Source organism: Amnibacterium endophyticum, assembly GCF_042680685.1.
GTDB classification, from domain to species: domain Bacteria; phylum Actinomycetota; class Actinomycetes; order Actinomycetales; family Microbacteriaceae; genus Amnibacterium; species Amnibacterium endophyticum.
In genome coordinates, this window is record NZ_JBHUEA010000017.1 from 68303 (window position 1) to 84009 (window position 15707).

Annotated in this window: 16 protein-coding genes, 1 tRNA gene and 1 pseudogene; 7 read left to right on the forward strand and 11 right to left on the reverse strand. The window is 74.5% G+C overall.

Annotation, left to right across the window (positions count from 1 at the left end; translation table 11 throughout):
- Positions 1-133: 133 nt before the first annotated feature.
- On the forward strand, positions 134-1213 hold the full coding sequence (locus tag ACFSBI_RS11625) for an App1 family protein (protein WP_377935090.1): 1080 nt from the start codon (positions 134-136) through the stop codon (positions 1211-1213).
- A 63-nt stretch (positions 1214-1276) separates the two neighbouring features.
- Here the strand turns inward: ACFSBI_RS11625 and ACFSBI_RS11630 are convergent, their stop codons facing one another.
- Positions 1277-2680, reverse strand: a complete 1404-nt coding sequence (locus tag ACFSBI_RS11630; protein ID WP_377935092.1) for a glucose-6-phosphate dehydrogenase — start codon at positions 2678-2680, stop codon at positions 1277-1279.
- A 61-nt stretch (positions 2681-2741) separates the two neighbouring features.
- Here ACFSBI_RS11630 and ACFSBI_RS11635 point away from each other — a divergent pair, with 61 nt between their 5' ends.
- The 5 genes from ACFSBI_RS11635 (at position 2742) to ACFSBI_RS11655 (ending at position 7569) form a co-directional block, all read left to right on the forward strand.
- Positions 2742-3962, forward strand: a complete 1221-nt coding sequence (locus ACFSBI_RS11635) for a D-arabinono-1,4-lactone oxidase (protein WP_377935094.1) — start codon at positions 2742-2744, stop codon at positions 3960-3962.
- Entirely contained in the window at positions 3959-5107 is a 1149-nt protein-coding gene (locus ACFSBI_RS11640; RefSeq protein ID WP_377935096.1) for an acyl-CoA dehydrogenase family protein, read from the forward strand. The genes ACFSBI_RS11635 and ACFSBI_RS11640 overlap by 4 nt, the downstream gene beginning before the upstream one ends.
- A gap of 59 nt (positions 5108-5166) precedes the next feature.
- Positions 5167-6591 (forward strand): MFS transporter, encoded by a 1425-nt coding sequence (locus tag ACFSBI_RS11645; protein WP_377935098.1) that lies wholly within the window; start codon positions 5167-5169, stop codon positions 6589-6591.
- 128 nt (positions 6592-6719) lie between these two features.
- Positions 6720-6792, forward strand: a tRNA-Ala gene (locus ACFSBI_RS11650).
- Between the two features lie 129 nt (positions 6793-6921).
- Positions 6922-7569 (forward strand): NAD(P)-dependent oxidoreductase, encoded by a 648-nt coding sequence (locus ACFSBI_RS11655; RefSeq protein ID WP_377935100.1) that lies wholly within the window; start codon positions 6922-6924, stop codon positions 7567-7569.
- A 64-nt stretch (positions 7570-7633) separates the two neighbouring features.
- Here the strand turns inward: ACFSBI_RS11655 and rsfS are convergent, their stop codons facing one another.
- From rsfS to rplU, 9 genes are all read right to left on the reverse strand, one after another.
- Positions 7634-7999 (reverse strand): ribosome silencing factor, encoded by a 366-nt coding sequence (gene rsfS, locus ACFSBI_RS11660; RefSeq protein WP_377935102.1) that lies wholly within the window; start codon positions 7997-7999, stop codon positions 7634-7636.
- A gap of 8 nt (positions 8000-8007) precedes the next feature.
- Entirely contained in the window at positions 8008-9531 is a 1524-nt protein-coding gene (locus ACFSBI_RS11665) for a hypothetical protein (RefSeq protein WP_377935104.1), read from the reverse strand.
- Positions 9528-10136, reverse strand: coding sequence for a nicotinate-nucleotide adenylyltransferase (gene nadD / locus ACFSBI_RS11670; protein ID WP_377935106.1), 609 nt, complete (start codon positions 10134-10136; stop codon positions 9528-9530). The genes ACFSBI_RS11665 and nadD overlap by 4 nt, the downstream gene beginning before the upstream one ends.
- 11 nt (positions 10137-10147) lie before the next feature.
- Complete coding sequence (locus tag ACFSBI_RS11675; RefSeq protein WP_377935108.1) at positions 10148-10342, reverse strand: hypothetical protein; 195 nt, start codon at positions 10340-10342, stop codon at positions 10148-10150.
- Positions 10343-10400: 58 nt separating this feature from the next.
- Positions 10401-11675, reverse strand: a complete 1275-nt coding sequence (locus tag ACFSBI_RS11680; RefSeq protein ID WP_377935110.1) for a glutamate-5-semialdehyde dehydrogenase — start codon at positions 11673-11675, stop codon at positions 10401-10403.
- 74 nt (positions 11676-11749) lie between these two features.
- Positions 11750-12532, reverse strand: a complete 783-nt coding sequence (gene proB, locus ACFSBI_RS11685) for a glutamate 5-kinase (protein WP_377935111.1) — start codon at positions 12530-12532, stop codon at positions 11750-11752.
- Entirely contained in the window at positions 12529-14034 is a 1506-nt protein-coding gene (gene obgE, locus ACFSBI_RS11690; RefSeq protein WP_377935113.1) for a GTPase ObgE, read from the reverse strand. The genes proB and obgE overlap by 4 nt, the downstream gene beginning before the upstream one ends.
- Positions 14035-14103: 69 nt before the next feature.
- On the reverse strand, positions 14104-14373 hold the full coding sequence (gene rpmA / locus ACFSBI_RS11695; protein WP_377935115.1) for a 50S ribosomal protein L27: 270 nt from the start codon (positions 14371-14373) through the stop codon (positions 14104-14106).
- A 12-nt stretch (positions 14374-14385) separates the two neighbouring features.
- Positions 14386-14694 carry a 50S ribosomal protein L21 gene (gene rplU / locus ACFSBI_RS11700; protein ID WP_377935117.1) on the reverse strand — a complete coding sequence of 103 codons (309 nt, stop codon included), beginning with the start codon at positions 14692-14694 and terminating at the stop codon, positions 14386-14388.
- A 185-nt stretch (positions 14695-14879) separates the two neighbouring features.
- Between rplU and ACFSBI_RS11705 the strand changes: the two genes are divergently transcribed.
- Complete coding sequence (locus ACFSBI_RS11705) at positions 14880-15146, forward strand: DUF4031 domain-containing protein (RefSeq protein WP_377935119.1); 267 nt, start codon at positions 14880-14882, stop codon at positions 15144-15146.
- 287 nt (positions 15147-15433) lie between these two features.
- Here ACFSBI_RS11705 and ACFSBI_RS11710 read toward each other — a convergent pair.
- Positions 15434-15707 (reverse strand): annotated as a pseudogene (locus ACFSBI_RS11710) (hypothetical protein); the annotation flags it as partial.

Genomic DNA, 15707 nt, shown 5'->3' on the forward strand with positions numbered 1-15707 from the left:
GCATCCTTCGTGAGCGGTTCCACCGGACGGGCTCCGGCCGGCCGCCAAACCTACCCAAGGGGTCGGACGCGGCCCATACCGGCGGTCAGGCTTGCAGCCAGTGCTCAGGAATCGTGTCTGCGAGACTGCCCGCGTGCCGACGACGCCCGAAGCCGCCTCGCACCGCCGCCGGTTCCGCCGGCGCACGCCCTCCCCCGCGGTCGAGCAGGCCGTCGGAAGAGCGATGCGCGTCGACCAGGCGATCCGCGAGTTCCGCGAGCAGCGGGCCCGCCGCAAGGGGCGCACGCCCATCGTGATCCCCTACGCCGGCTACGGGTCGACGAGCTGGATCCGGGTGCTCGGCCGCGTGCTGATCACGAACCGCGACCCGTCGGCGGAGGGGCTCGAGTCGATCCGCGGCTGGCGCAGCTTCACCGGCATCCCCGTCGACCGCGCGCCGGTCCTCGTCGAGGCGGGAGGCACCCGCCACCACGTCCTCGCGGACCGAGGCGGCGTGATCGACGTCAAGATCGAGGTGGCGCTGACGCCCGGCTGGCACGACGTCACCCTGCGCTGCGAGGACGTCCCCGACGCGGACGAGTTCACGGCGCCCGTGTTCGTGCTCGACCCGGACGCGCCGTTCGGCGTCGTGTCCGACATCGACGACACGGTGATGGTGACCGCGCTGCCGCGGCCGCTGCTCGCGGCCTGGAACACGTTCGTGCTGAACGAGCACGCCCGCAACCCGACGCCGGGGATGTCGGTGCTCTACGACCGCATCCGGCGCGCGCACCCGGCGGCGCCGTTCCTCTACCTCTCGACCGGCGCCTGGAACGTCGCGCCCACCCTGCGCCGCTTCCTCAGCCGCAACCTGTACCCGGCCGGGCCGCTCCTGCTGACCGACTGGGGCCCGGAGCCCGACCGCATCTTCCGCTCCGGGCGCGCGCACAAGATCGACGAGCTCGAGCGCCTGGCGGCCGAGTTCCCCGACGTGAAGTGGCTGCTGATCGGCGACGACGGCCAGCACGACGAGGAGACCTACAGCGGGTTCGCCGAGGCCCATCCCGAGAACGTCGCGGCGATCGGCATCCGGCAGCTCTCGGACAGCGAGGCGGTGCTGGCGGGCGGCCGCTCCCGCGAGCGCTGGCGGGAGGACGTCACCGAGGTCGACTGGATCTTCGCCCCCGACGGCAACGACTTCGCCCGCGCCCTGGAGGCGCGGGGCCTCCTCTAGGACGCCGTTCCATCTTGTAGGCAGATCTCGCCCTGGGACCGAGATCTGCCTACAAGATGAACGTCAGCGGGCGGACCAGCCGGCCGGGCCGTCGCTGCCCGCCTGGTACTCCTCGAGGGGCACGTCGCCCGAGGCCCACGCGTCGAGCACCGGCTGCACGATCTCCCAGCAGCGCACCGCGACGTCGCCGCGGATCGACAGGGTCGGGTCGTCGCCGAGGATGCCGCGCAGCACCTCGCCGTACTCCGTCACCCCGCTCCGCGGCAGCGCGCCCGTCACCTCGACGGGCTCGAGCTCGAAGGGCATGTCGCCGCCGCCGGACGTGAACCGCATCTCGACGCGCGGCGGCTTGAAGCCGAGCACGAGCCGCTCCGGCTGCCCGCTGCCCCGCTGCCCCTCCGGCCGGGTGCGGACGGGGCGGAACTCGGCCGCGATCTCGTTGCGCGGCGACCCGATCGCCTTGCCGGAGCGCAGCACGAACGGGACGCCCGCCCAGCGCGGGGTCGCGACCTCGAGCGCGATCTCGGCCAGGGTCTCGGTGCCGCGGTCGGGGTCGACCCCGTCCTCGTCCGCGTAGGAGGGCAGGCGCTTGCCGTCAACCTCGCCCGCCGTGTACCTGGCGCGCCGCGAGGGCCGGTCCGTGCCGGGGAAGACCGGCCCGTGCGGCCACACGCGGGTCGCCTGGAGCGCCGTCGCGAGCGCGTCGCGGAGGTGCTCCGCGTCGAACGCCAGCGGCTCCTCCGCGGTGGAGACCGCGAGCACCTGCAGCAGGTGGGACTGCAGCATGTCCTTCAGCGCGCCCGCGCCGTCGTAGTAGCCGGCCCGGCCCTCGAGGCCGAGCTGCTCGTCGTAGACGATCTCGACGCGCTCGACGTCCTCGGCGCTCCAGGACCGCTCGAGCAGCCGGTTGTTGAAGCGCATCGCGAGCATGGCGAGCGCCGCCCGGTGGGCGAGGAAGTGGTCGACCCGGTGGATGCGGTCCTCCGGCACCACCTTGGCGAGCTCGTCGTTCAGGTGCGCGGCGCCCTCCGCGTCGTCGCCGAACGGCTTCTCGAGCGCGAGCACCGTGTGCTCCGGCAGGTCGATCGCCTGCAGCACCGCCGCGACCTTCACGACGACGCTCGGCGGCAGCGCGAAGTAGACGACCAGGTCGCCCTCGACGTGCTCGAGCAGCCGGGCGAAGTCGTCCTTCGACGTCGGGTCGCCGACCACGTACTCGGCGTCGCCCACGAGGGCGTCCGCGAGGTCGCCGCTCGCGTCCGCGTCGCCGAACGCGTCGCGGACCTCCTGCCGCCACTCGTCGTCGGAGTGCTCGCTGCGGCCGCTGCCGATCAGCTTCAGCCCCTGCAGCAGCTCGAGGTCCGAGTCCTCGCCGCCCGCGATGAGGCTGCCGATGCCGGGCAGCAGCAGCCGGCGCGTCAGGTCGCCGCTCGCGCCGAGGATGAGCATGGTGGTCGTCGCCGTCACGGCCGGGAGCGTACTGATGGCGCTCTGGGGACGTCCCGGGTGCCCGCGCTACCGTGCGGCCATGCCGGGCGAGCGCAACTGGGCGAGGAACCTCGAGTACACGGGCCGCATCGAGCACCCGGGGAGCGTCGAGGCGCTGCGGGAGGCCGTGGCGGGCGCGAGCAGGGTGCACGCCCTCGGCACGCGGCACGCGTTCAGCCCGTGCGCGGACACCGACGGCCTGATCCTCGCGCAGGACCGGATCGACCCCGACCTCGTCGTGGACCAGGACGCGGGCACCGCGACGGTGGGCGCCGGCATCCGGCTCGGCGACCTCGGCCGCCTGCTCGCCGACGAGGGCCTCGCGATCGCGAACTACCCGTCGCTGCCCCACGTCTCCCTCGGCGGCACCGTCGCGACGGCCACCCACGGCTCCGGCGACGGGCTCGGGATGCTCGCGACGCTGGTCCGCGGGATGCAGGTCGTCGGGCCGGGCGGCGAGCTGCGGGAGATCGCCGGGGAGGACCTCGCCGGCGCGGTCATGTCCTACGGCGCGCTCGGCGTCGTCACCCGCCTGACGCTCGCGGTCGAGCCCGCGTTCGACGTGCGGCAGGACCCCTTCGGCGCGCTGCGCTGGTCGGCGCTCGAGGAGCACCTGGACGAGGTGTTCGCGTCCGGCTACTCCGTCAGCGTCTTCACGAAGTGGACCGGTGACGCCCGCAACGCGCTCGTGAAGTCCCGCGGCGCCGAGCCGGTGACCGAGCTATTCGGCGCGGAGCCGGTGCACCGTACGCCCGCCGAGATCGAGGCGGACACGAAGAGCACGGAGGTCGGCGCCCCCGGGCCCTCCTGGGACCGCCTGCCGCACTTCCGCATCGCCGCGGTCCCGAGCGTCGGCGAGGAGCTGCAGAGCGAGTACTTCGTCCCGCGGGCGGAGGCGCGCGCCGCGCTCGACGCGCTGCGCTCCATGGGGGCCGACATCGACGAGGCGCTGCACGTCACGGAGCTGCGGACGGTCGCGGCGGACCGCCTGTGGCTCTCCCCCGCCTCGGGCGGGGACGTGCTCGCCATCGGCTTCACCTGGCGCGACGCGCCCGAGCTGGTCATGCCCCTGCTGCCGCGGATCGAGGAGCACCTGCTGCCGCTCGGCGCACGGCCCCACTGGGCGAAGCTGTTCCACGCGCGCCGGGACCAAGTGCGCGAGGGGCTGCCCCGCTTCGACGACTTCGCCGCGATGCGCGACGCCGCGGACCCGGACCGGGTCTTCGGCAACCCCTTCCTCGAGGAGGTGCTGGGGGCGTGACGCCGCTGCCGGACGACCTGCTGCGGCGCGTGCACGAGCGCGCGCCCGCGCACGACCGCGACGGGTCCTTCCCGCACGAGGACCTCGCGGAGCTGCGCGCCGCCGGGTACCTCGCGGCCCTGGTCCCGACGGCGATGGGCGGCGGGGGCGCGACGATCGAGCAGGTCGCGCGGGAGCAGATGCGGCTCTCCTCGGCGGCGCCCGCGACCGCGCTCGCGGTGAACATGCACCTGGTGTGGACCGCGGTGGCCCGCACCCTGCACGACCGCGGGGACGCCTCGCTCGACCTCGTGCTGCGCGGCGCCGCGGACGGGGAGCTGTTCGCGTTCGGCGTCAGCGAGCCCGGCAACGACCTCGTGCTCTTCGGCTCGACGGTGCGCGCCGAGACCGCCGACGACGGCTCGGTCGCCTACACGGGGCTGAAGACGCCCGTGTCGCTCGGCCCGGTCTGGACCCGCCTCGGCACCTTCGGCCTGGACGAGGCGGACCCTGCGGGTCCGCGGATCGTGTGGGCGTTCCTCGACCGCGCGACCCCCGGCGTCGAGGTCGTCGAGGACTGGGACGTGCTCGGGCAGCGGGCGACCCGCTCGGACTCCGTGCGGCTCGACGGCGCCGTCGCGCCGGCCGAGCGCGTCGTGCGGCGCCTGCCGCCCGGCCCGAACGCGGACCCGCTGGTCTTCGGCGTGTTCGTCTGCTTCGAGGTGCTGCTCGCCGCCGTCTACGCCGGCATCGCGCACCGCGCCGTGGAGCTCGCGGCCGAGGCGGCCCGGCGCCGCACCTCGCTCCGGCTCGGCGGCGCGGCGCGGTCCGACGATCCGCTGGTGCGCCGCCGGGTCGCCTCGGCCGCCCTGCTCGACGACGGGCTCGACGCGCAGGTGCTCGGTCTCGCCCGCGACCTCGACGAGCGCGTCGACCACGGCCCGCGGTGGTTCGCGAAGGCGTCGGGGCTGAAGGTGCGGGTCACCGAGACGGCCCGCGCCGTCGTGGACGAGGCGGTCCAGGTCGCGGGCGGCAGCGGCTACGCGTCGACCTCGGAGCTGTCGCGCCTCTACCGCGACGTGCTGGCGGGCGCCTTCAACCCGTCCAGCCACGACTCGGCCCTCACGACCATCGCGACCGCGGTGCTCGGGCCCCCGGCGGGGTGAGCAGCCCCGAGACCTGGATGGTTGCCGAACGTCCACTGACCCGTTCGTAGCATCGTGCGGTGACCGATCGACGGCAGAACAAGGCCCTCATCCTCGCGACCTGCTGCCTGAGCCTCTTCATCGTGACGCTCGACGCGACCGTCGTGAACGTCGCCCTCCCGACGCTCGGGAAGGAGCTGGGCGCGAGCGTCTCCGGGCTGCAGTGGACGCTCGACGCGTACACGCTGACCCTCGCGAGCCTGCTCGTGCTGGCGGGCTCGAGCGGGGACCGCTTCGGCCGGCGGCGCATGTTCCGCATCGGGCTCGTCGTCTTCGGCCTCGGTTCGCTCGCGAGCAGCCTCGCGCCCTCGGTCGGGGTGCTGATCGCCGCGCGCGTGCTGCAGGCCGTCGGCGGCTCCATGCTGAACCCGGTCTCGCTGTCGATCATCACGAACGTCTACACGGACAAGGCCGCGAGGGCGGGCGCGCTCGGCGTCTGGGGCGCGGTCAGCGGCGTCTCCCTCGGCTTCGGCCCCCTCGTCGGGGGCCTGCTGGTGGAGACGATCGGCTGGCGGTCGATCTTCTGGGTCAACGTGCCGATCGTCGTCATCGCGCTCGTGCTGACCGCCGTCTTCGTGCCGGAGTCGAAGGCGGAGCACCGCCGCCGCTTCGACCTGCCCGGTCAGGCGCTCATCATCGTCGGCCTCGCGGGGCTCGTCTTCGCGATCATCGAGGGCCCGGGCCTCGGCTGGGCCTCTCCCGGGACGATCGCCGCCTTCGTCATCGCCGGGGCCGCCCTCGTCGCGTTCGTGCCGGTCGAGCTGAAGCGCAAGGATCCCCTGATCGACCCCCGCTTCTTCTCGAGCATCCCGTTCTCCGGCGCCTTCGCGGCCGCGCTGCTCGCGTTCGGCGGGTGGAGCGCGTTCCTCTTCACGAACACGCTCGTGCTGCAGAGCGTCCGCGGCTTCTCCCCCATCGTCACGGGGCTCCTCTTCATGCCCGCCGGGCTCGCGATCCTCGTGCTCTCGCCCGTCTCCGGCCGCCTCGTCGGCTCGCGCGGCACCCGGCTGCCGATGACCCTGTCCGGGGTGCTGCTCGCGGCCGGCGCGGCGGCGCTCGCGTTCACCACGGCGTCGACCCCGATCGCGCTGGTGGCGGTCCTGTTCCTCGTCTTCGGCGCGGGCTTCGGCCTCGTGAACGCCCCGATCACGAACACGGCGGTCGGCGGGATGCCGAACGAGCAGGCGGGCGCCGCCTCGGCCGTGGCTTCGACCGCGCGGCAGATCGGCGTCGCCCTCGGCATCGCGCTCGCCGGCTCGATCACCGGCGCGTCCACCGGCGGGAAGGTGTCGAAGTCGTTCGTCACCGACGCGCACCCGCTCTGGTGGATCGTCGTCGGCGTCGGGATCGTGCTGATCGCGATCGCGCAGATCAGCAACTCGGCGCCCGCGGAGCGCTCCAGCGAGCGGCTCGGCCCGATGCTCCGCGACACCGCGAACGCCTGACCCGGAGGATCCGCTGCGCAGCGACGTCCTCTGCCGTCAGCAGCGCCGAATGCGTCACGGAGCAGCGAAGCAGGCGAGGGGCCGCGTCGCCCGTGTACACTCGACGGGCCGCACATCGCGGCGAGCACGGGTCTGTGGCGCAGCTGGTAGCGCACCTGCATGGCATGCAGGGGGTCAGGGGTTCGAGTCCCCTCAGATCCACTTCAGGAGGCGCCGTCCGCGAGGACGGCGCCTTCGTCGTTCCCGGGCGGTTCGACGCTCGGCTCCGTCCCCGACGGCCCGGCTACCGTGATCGGCGGGGCGACCGGCGCCCCGGGAGCGGGGACGGTCATGGCGGAGGCGCTGCGGATCACGGTGCTGGGCGGGAGCGGCTACGCCGGTTCGAGCACGGTGCGGGAGGCGGCGTCGCGCGGCCACCGCGTCGTCGCGGTGCAGCGCCACGCGCCGGCTGAGCGCGTCGAGGGCGCCGAGTACCTGGAGGCCGACGCCACCGACGACGGCGTGCTCGACGCGGTCGTGGACGCGGACGTCGTCGTCGCCGCCCTCGCACCGCGCGGCGACCTGGCGGGCGCCCTGTTCCCGCTCTACGCGCACCTCGCGAAGCGGGCCGCGGCCGAGGGCACGCGGCTGATCGTCATCGGCGGCTGGAGCGGGTTGCGGCCGGCCGAAGGCGCGCCCCGATTCAGCGAGGGCGACGTCGACCCGCGCTTCGCCGACGAGGCGCGCGAGATGGTGCGCGTGCTCGAGTGGCTGCCCACCGCGGACCCGGAGCTGCAGTGGCTGTTCGTCAGCCCGGCGGCGGTGTACGGCGCCTACGCGCCCGGCGACGCGACCGGGCGCTACCGGATCGGCGGCGAGGTCGCGCTGACGAACGAGGACGGCTCCCCCACCGCGATCTCGGGCGCCGACTTCGCCCGCGCGGTCGTCGACCTCGCCGAGGGCGACCGGACGCGGGAGCACGTCGGCGTCGCGTCCTGACGGTCGCACCACCGACGGCGGTCCCGACGGGCTCGGCCGGCGGAGGTCGGCCGGCGAGGGCGGGTCAGGACGCGGCGGCGGGCTCCTCGAGCGGGATCAGCGGGCAGTCCCGCCACAGGCGCTCGAGCGAGTAGAACTGCCGGTCCTCCTCGAGGAAGACGTGCACGACGACGTCGCCGAAGTCGAGCAGCTCCCAGTGGCCCGACCCGCGGCCCTCCCGGCGCTTCAGCTGCACCCCGGAGGCGCCGAGCCGCTCGTCGATCGCATCCGCGATCGCGGAGACGTTCCGTTCGCTGCTGCCGGAGACGAGGAGGAACGCGTCGGTCAGCGGCAGCCGGCCCGACACGTCCAGCGCGACCGGATCGGTGGCGTTGCGGGACGAGGCGGCGTCCGCCGCCTGCTGGACCTGGGCTCTGATCGACTGCTCCATCTGGCCGATCAGAATATCTTGAAGATCCAGCTGCCGACGAGCAGGGTCACCACACCCACAGCCATCGCACCGGCGACGATGGCGAGCACCGTCGGCACGAGGTTGCCGCGGCTCGGCCGCCCGGTGACGACGCGGTTGTGCGGCGCGCCGCTCACCGCGTTCGCGGCCCGCTTCGGCGCGACGCCCGCCGCGGGCTCGTCCTGGCTCGCGTCGTAGAGGCGGTCGATGTCGTGGGAGTCGTAGTGCTCCTCGCTGACGCCCGTGGAGGAGAACCGGTTGGACAGCTTCATCGAGCCGGTGATGAAGATGTCGCCGGTGCCGCTGACGGCCTGCGTGAGGTCCACCGGCTGCGGGTCGTTCGGCAGGATCAGGGCGGGCGAGGTGCCGTGGGAGCTCTGGACCTGGCGGCTCAGCAGGCTGCCGAAGCCCTCCTGGGCCTCCTCGTCGTCGGCCCACGCGAGCGCCGGCTTCGGGGCCTGGGCCGCGGGCTGCGCCGGCTGCTGCCGGGCCTTGCGGATCAGCGCCTCGAACCCGGCGAGGTCCGTCACCTCGCTCGGCGGCCCGACCTGCGCGCCGCCGAAGGCCGACTGCTGCGGCTCGAGGAACGACACCGGACCGGACGCGGGCCGCGGCTGGGCGATCGCTCGCTGCGGCTCCTCCCACGAGTCGTCCGCCTCGTCGAGGTCGTCGTCCTCCTCCTCCGACCAGGCGGTCCAGGCCTGCGCGCGCGACTGCGGAGCCGCGCTGGAGAAGGTGAGCGCGTCGTCGCCGCGGGGCTCGTCGTAGGAGCGCGGCGGCTCGGACGCGGGCGCGGGCGCGGGCGCGGCGTCACGCACCGGGATCGCGATGGTGGGCTCCGGCGAGTAGGGCTCGTCGTAGTAGTCGTCGTCGTACTGCTGCCCGTACTGCCCCTGCTGGGCGTGGCCCTGCTCGTAGGCCGCGTACTCGTCGAACTCCGGCTGCGCGGGCTCGGGGCGGCGCTCGGCGAAGAGGTCGGCCGGCAGCCCGTCCTCGCGCTGCCCGGCGGCCTCGCGGCGGCGCAGCTCGCGACGGGAGAAGCCGTGGTCGGCGGTCTGCTGGGGCGCCGCCTGCTCATCGAAGACGCCGGCGGGGAACGCCGAGGCCTCGAAGGCCGGCGGACGCTGCTGCGGCGTCCGCACGGTGTCGGCGGGGCCGGTCTGCGCCCGGCGGCGCAGCAGCGCCTCGCGGACCCGGTCCATGGTCTCAGGCATCGCACCGGCCTCGGGAGCGCGTGCGTCCCGCGTCGCCTCGGGCTGCGCACCCCGCGTCAGCGCCCGCCAGATGTCCTGCGTGTCGCCGACGGCGAAGTCCTGGTCAGGGGTGAAGTCGCTGCTGAAGTCGTGCGCCTCGAAGTCGACCACGCCCGAGGGGTGCGGCGGCTTCTCGAGCATCGTCTCGGCCGCCCGGCGCTCGGCCTCGCGCGCCTCGCGGCGGCTCAGCGGCCGTCCCGAGGGGTCGGCTCCGCCTCGAGCGAATGGGCTCCCGATGGGCTCGTCCTGCCACGACGTCATGCTTCGCTCCTGTACAGCCGGTGCTTGCTGATGTACTGAACCACACCGTCGGGGACGAGGTACCAAACCGGGGCGCCGTGTCGCACACGCGCCCGGCAGTCCGTCGACGAGATGGCGAGTGCGGGCACCTCGAGCACGCTCAGGTGCTCGGCGGGCAGGCCCGCGGTGTCCATCACGTGCCCGGGGCGGGTGACCGCGACGAAGTGGGCGAGCCCCCACAGCTCGTCCAGGTCCTTCCAGGACACGATCTGCGCGATCGCGTCGGCGCCCGAGATGAAGAACAGGTCGGCGTCCGGGTGCTGCGCGGTGAGGTCGCGCAGCGTGTCGACCGTGTACGTCGTCCCGCCGCGCTCGATGTCGACCCTGCTCGTGGTGAATCGGGGGTTCGAAGCGGTCGCGACCACCGTCATCAGGTAGCGGTGCTCGGCGGCGGTGACGGGCGTCTTGTGCCAGGGCTGCCCGGTCGGCACGAAGACGACCTCGTCGAGGGCGAAGACCCGCGCGACCTCGCTCGCCGCGACCAGGTGACCGTGGTGGATGGGGTCGAACGTGCCGCCCATCACGCCGATGCGACGGCGGACGCCGGGCGGCGTCTCCTCCCCCACCTCGTCCGGGGTCAGTGCCCCTGACCCTGGCCGGCGCCGCGCGTGCGGCCCTTGTCCGCGTGGCGGTGCGCGACGTCCCGGTACGACCAGGTGACGGCGCCGAGCAGCAGGAACACGCCGACCGCGATCAGCGGGAAGATGACGCTCGGCGCGACGAGCTCGTGGTGCTCGGCCGAGGCCAGCACGAGCGCGGGCAGCATCGACATCGACGTCCTCCATCCCTGCCGCGGCATGCGTCGCGGCTCGACAAGTGTAGGGCTCGGCTCAGGGTCGCGTCTGGCCCGTGCCGCGCACGAGCCACTTCGTGCTCGTCAGCTCGGACAGCCCCATCGGGCCGCGGGCGTGCAGCTTCTGCGTCGAGATCCCGACCTCCGCCCCGAAGCCGAACTCGCCGCCGTCGGTGAAGCGGGTCGAGGCGTTCACCATCACCACCGCGGAGTCGACCTCGGCGAGGAACCGCTCGGCCGACGCCAGGTCGGCCGTGACGATCGACTCGGTGTGGTGGGTGGACCAGCGGGCGATGTGCGCGATCGCGGCGTCCAGGTCGTCGACGACGCCGACCGCGAGGTCCATCGACCCGTACTCCGCCGCCCAGTCCTCGTCGGTGGCCGCCTCGAGCCCGTCGACGACCCGGCGCGTGCGGTCGTCCGCGTGGACGGTCACCCCGGCCGCGGTCAGGGCGCCGAGCACGGGCGGCAGCAGCCGCTCCGCCGCGTCCGCGTGCACGAGCAGGGTCTCGACGGCGTTGCAGACCCCGACCCGCTGGGTCTTCGCGTTCAGCACGATCCCGGTGGCCATCGCCTCGTCCGCAGAGGCGTCGAGCACGATGTGGACGACGCCCGCGCCCGTCTCGATGACCGGCACCTTCGACTGCTCCACCACCGCCTGGATCAGCCCGGCGCTGCCCCGCGGGACGAGCACGTCGACGAGCCCGCGCGCCCGCATCAGCTCCGCGGCGCCGTCCCGTCCGAACTCGTCGATGGTCTGCACGGCGTCGGCGGGCAGCCCCGCCTCGGCGAGGGCGTCCTGCAGCACGGCCACGAGCGCCTCGTTCGAGTGCTGCGCGGCGGTGCCGCCGCGCAGCACGACGGCGTTGCCGCTCTTCAGCGCGAGCGCCGCGATGTCGACGGTGACGTTCGGCCGCGCCTCGTAGATCGCGCCGACAACACCGAACGGCACCCGCACCTGCGTCAGCTGCAGGCCGTTCGCGAGCGCGCCGCCGCGGACCACGCCGCCGACGGGATCCGGCAGCTGCGCGACCGCGAGCACCGCGTCGGCGAGCCGCGCCACGCGGCGCTCGTCGAGGCTCAGCCGGTCCACGAGCCCGGCCGCCATGCCGGCGGCCCGCGCCGCCTCGAGGTCGCGGGCGTTCGCGGCGACGACCTCGGCCGAGCGGGCCAGCAGGGCGGCGGCGATCGCTTCGAGCCCCCGGTCCTTCTGCAGCGTCGTCGCGGTCGCGAGCCGCACGGAGGCCGCCTTCGCGGCGCGGAACCGGCCCTCGGCGGTGGGCGCGGCGGCGGGGGCGAGCACGTCCGTCATGCCCCGGGATCCTACCGACGGGGTCCTGATACCGACAGGCCGGGCCGGCCGACCGGGCTCGGCCGGCGCAGCGGTCAGCGGACGGGCTCGAACCAGGTGCCGACGCGCTCGCCCGCGAGCGCGGACGAGACGCGGTCCGTCGCCGTCAGCAGCACCGCGATGCCGGCGTCCGCGGCGAGCCGCGCGGCCGACAGCTTGGTGACCGCGCCGCCGGTGCCGACCCCGGTGTCCGACTCGCCCGCGACGACGCCGGCGAGCGGGTCCCCCGCCGCGACGAAGGGGATCCGCTCCGCACCGGGCTCCCCCGGCGGTCGCGTGTAGAGGGCGTCGACGTCGGACAGCAGCACGAGCAGGTCCGCGCCGATCAGCCGTGCGACGAGCGCCGCCAGCCGGTCGTTGTCGCCGAAGCGGATCTCGTGGGTCGCCACCGTGTCGTTCTCGTTCACGATCGGCAGGATCCGCAGGTGCAGCAGCGTGTCGAGCGCGCGCTTCGCGTTCTCCCGGTGCGCCTCGTCGTCGATGTCGCCGGCGGTCAGCAGCACCTGCCCGGCCGTGATGCGGAACGGGTCGAGCCGCTCCTGGTAGCGGTGCACGAGCAGGCTCTGCCCGACGGCCGCCGCCGCCTGCTGCACGGCGAGGTCGGTCGGCCGCTCGTCGAGCCGCAGGTAGGGCAGGCCCGTCGCGATCGCCCCGGAGGAGACGAGCACCACCTCGGCGCCGCGGGCGTGCGCGCCGGCGAGGGCCTCGACGAGCGGGGCGATCTGCCCGGCGCGGGGCCCGCTGATGGAGGACGACCCGACCTTGACGACGATCCGGTGCGCGACCTCGATCTGCTCGGGCCCCGCGGGCGCCGTCACGAGTCGCGCTCGCGCACGGCCCGCTCGCCGAGTCGCTCGCGCTCCAGCTCGTCTCGGGCGGCCGTCTTCGCGTCCATCCGCTCCCGGTACCCCTCGCGGCGCTGCGCCGTGGTGCGACGGTCGGAGCCGCCGATGCGGGCGTCCGTGCCGCGGGGCGCGGTCACCAGCTCGGCGACCGACGAGAGCGTCGGCTCCCAGTCGAACACCACGCCGTCGCCCGCCCCGATCACCACGGTGTCGCCCGCGCGGGCGCCCGCCTCGAACAGCGACTCCTCGACGCCCAGCTTCGCGAGCCGGTCGGCCAGGTAGCCGATCGCCTCCTCGTTCTGGAAGTCGGTCTGCTGCACCCAGCGCTCCGGCTTGCCGCCGAGCACCCGGTAGAACGGCTCGGTCCCGCCCTCGAACCGCACCGTGAACCCCTGCTCGTCGACGGCGCGGGGTCGGATCACGATGCGCGGCGCGGCGATCTCGGCGGCCCGGCTCTCGCGGTCCTCCTCGACGAGCGCGGCGAGGGCGTAGGACAGCGGCGGCAGCCCCTCGTGGCTCGCGGCCGACACCGCGAAGACGCGGAAGCCGCGCTCCTCGAGGTCCGGCCGCACGAGCTCGGCGAGGTCGCGCGCGTCCGGCGAGTCCATCTTGTTCAGCGCGATCAGCTGCGGTCGGTCGATCAGCGGCACCTCGCCGGCCGGCACCGGGTACGCCGCGAGCTCCGCGCGGATCACGTCGAGGTCCGTGAGCGGGTCGCGGCCGGGGTCGATGGTCGCGCAGTCGATCACGTGCACGATGACGCTGCAGCGCTCGATGTGCCGGAGGAAGTCGAGCCCGAGGCCGCGCCCCTCGCTCGCCCCCTCGATGAGCCCCGGCACGTCGGCGATCATGTAGCGGGTGCCGCCGGCCTCGACGACGCCGAGGTTCGGCTGCAGCGTCGTGAAGGGGTAGTCCGCGATCTTCGGACGGGCCGCGCTCATGGCGGCGATCAGGCTCGACTTGCCGGCGGAGGGGAAGCCGACGAGCGCGACGTCCGCGATCGTCTTCAGCTCGAGGCGCACGTCCCGCTGCTCGCCGTCGGTGCCGAGCAGGGCGAAGCCGGGCGCCTTGCGCTTGGGCGTCGCGATCGCGGCGTTGCCGAGGCCGCCGCGGCCGCCCGCCGCCGCGACGAAGCGCATGCCGGCCTCGCTGAGGTCGGCGAGCGGCTCACCGTCGGCGTCGGTGACCACCGTGCCGATCGGGACGGGCAGCTCGAGCTGCTCCGCGTCCGCGCCGGAGCGCAGGTCGCCGGCGCCGGCGGCGCCGTTGCCGGAGGACCGGTGGGGGCCGCGGTGGTAGCCGAGCAGCGTCGTGACCTGCGGGTCGGCGACGAGCACGATGTCCCCGCCGTCCCCGCCGTTGCCGCCGTCGGGGCCGGCCAGCGGCTTGAACTTCTCGCGCCGGATGGACACGCAGCCGTTGCCGCCCCGGCCCGCGGCCAGGTGCAGCGTCACCGCATCGACGAACGTCGCCACGACTCCTCCTCCTTCATGCGGAAACGGGCGGGTCCCGAAGGATCCCGCCCGTTGCCGTCAGTGCTCGTGTCAGGCGGAGGCCTCCGCCGGGACCGCCACGATGTTGACGACCTTGCGGCCGCCCTTGGCGCCGAACTGCACCGAGCCCGCCTCGAGGGCGAACAGGGTGTCGTCGCCGCCCCGGCCGACGTTCGCGCCGGGGTGGAAGTGCGTGCCGCGCTGGCGGACGATGATCTCGCCGGCCTTCACGACCTGGCCGCCAAAGCGCTTCACGCCGAGCCGCTGCGCGTTGGAGTCGCGACCGTTGCGGGTCGAGCTCGCGCCCTTCTTGTGTGCCATGCGGGGGCCTCCTCAGCCGATCGCGGTGATGCGGACGCGGCTCAGCTCCTGGCGGTGGCCCTGGCGCTTCTTGTAGCCGGTCTTGTTCTTGAACTTCTGGATGACGATCTTCTTGCCGCGGGTGTGGCCCAGCAGCTCGCCCGTCACCGTCACCTTGGCGAGGTCGTCGGCCGCGTGCGTCACGGTCTCGCCGTCGACGAGCAGCACCGGCGCGAAGGTGACGCTGCCGTCCTCGCCCGCCTTCTGACGGTCGACGGTCAGCACGGTGCCGACCTCCACCTTCTCCTGGCGCCCACCGGCGCGCACGATCGCGTACACCATCTCGTCAGCCTCAATCCCACGTCTGGAGCACCGGGCGCCGGCCTGCACGGGTCCGTGCGGCGCGACCGGTTCGAGTCGTTCGGAGCGTCACCGGCCACGCGAGATCGCGGCGGACGCACCGACCCGCAAGGTTAGCGCATCCGAGCAGCAGCGGCCACCCGGCCGGGGTGCTGCACGATGACGGGATGACGGTGCTGGTCGACACCCCGATGTGGCCCGCGCACGGACGGCTCTGGGCGCACCTCGTCAGCGACGCCTCGCTGGACGAGCTGCACGCGTTCGCCCGGCGCGCGGGCCTGCCTCCGCGCGGCTTCGACCGCGACCACTACGACGTGCCGGCCGAGCGCGTGCCGGATCTGGTCGCCCAGGGCGCGGAGGCGGTGTCGGCGGGCGAGCTGACCCGCCGCCTCATCGCCTCCGGCCTCCGCGTGCGCGCCCGCGACCGCCGCTGACGCACCGCGGCTCCGGTGCGCGCTCGCCGGGTCGGGCGCGTGTTCGTGGGATCCGGTGCCCGCTCGTCGGGTCCGGTACGCCTCACGACCTGCTGGGTGCACCGCATCCGCCGAGGACGCACCGCATCCGACAGCCGTCGCCGCAGCCGCAGCCGCAGCCGCAGCCGCGAGGGGTCTCGCGGATCCGCAGTTCCTGCACGACACGACGTGCCGATCGCGTCGGGCACGGCGTGTCGGGCCGGTTCTCGCGGATCCGCGGAAGTTCTGCGGATCCGCGAGAGGACGGGTCAGTCCTCGCCGGCGGTGAGGGTGCTCGTCGTCACGCGGCGGCTGCGGCGCCGGCCCTGACCCGCGGCCTTCGGCTGCGGCAGCGAGTCGAGGACGCTGCCGAGCAGGTCCTCCGCCTCGCGCCGAGGGAGGCGCGCCGGCGCGTCCCGCTGGGGCTCGGGCAGGTCGATGGCGGGCCCGGCGGGCGCCTCCGACCGCTGCTCCTCGGCCGGCGCCTCCGGGCGCTCCTCGGCCGCACGGCCCGGCGCCTCGGCCGCGGGCTCGCGGGAGGGC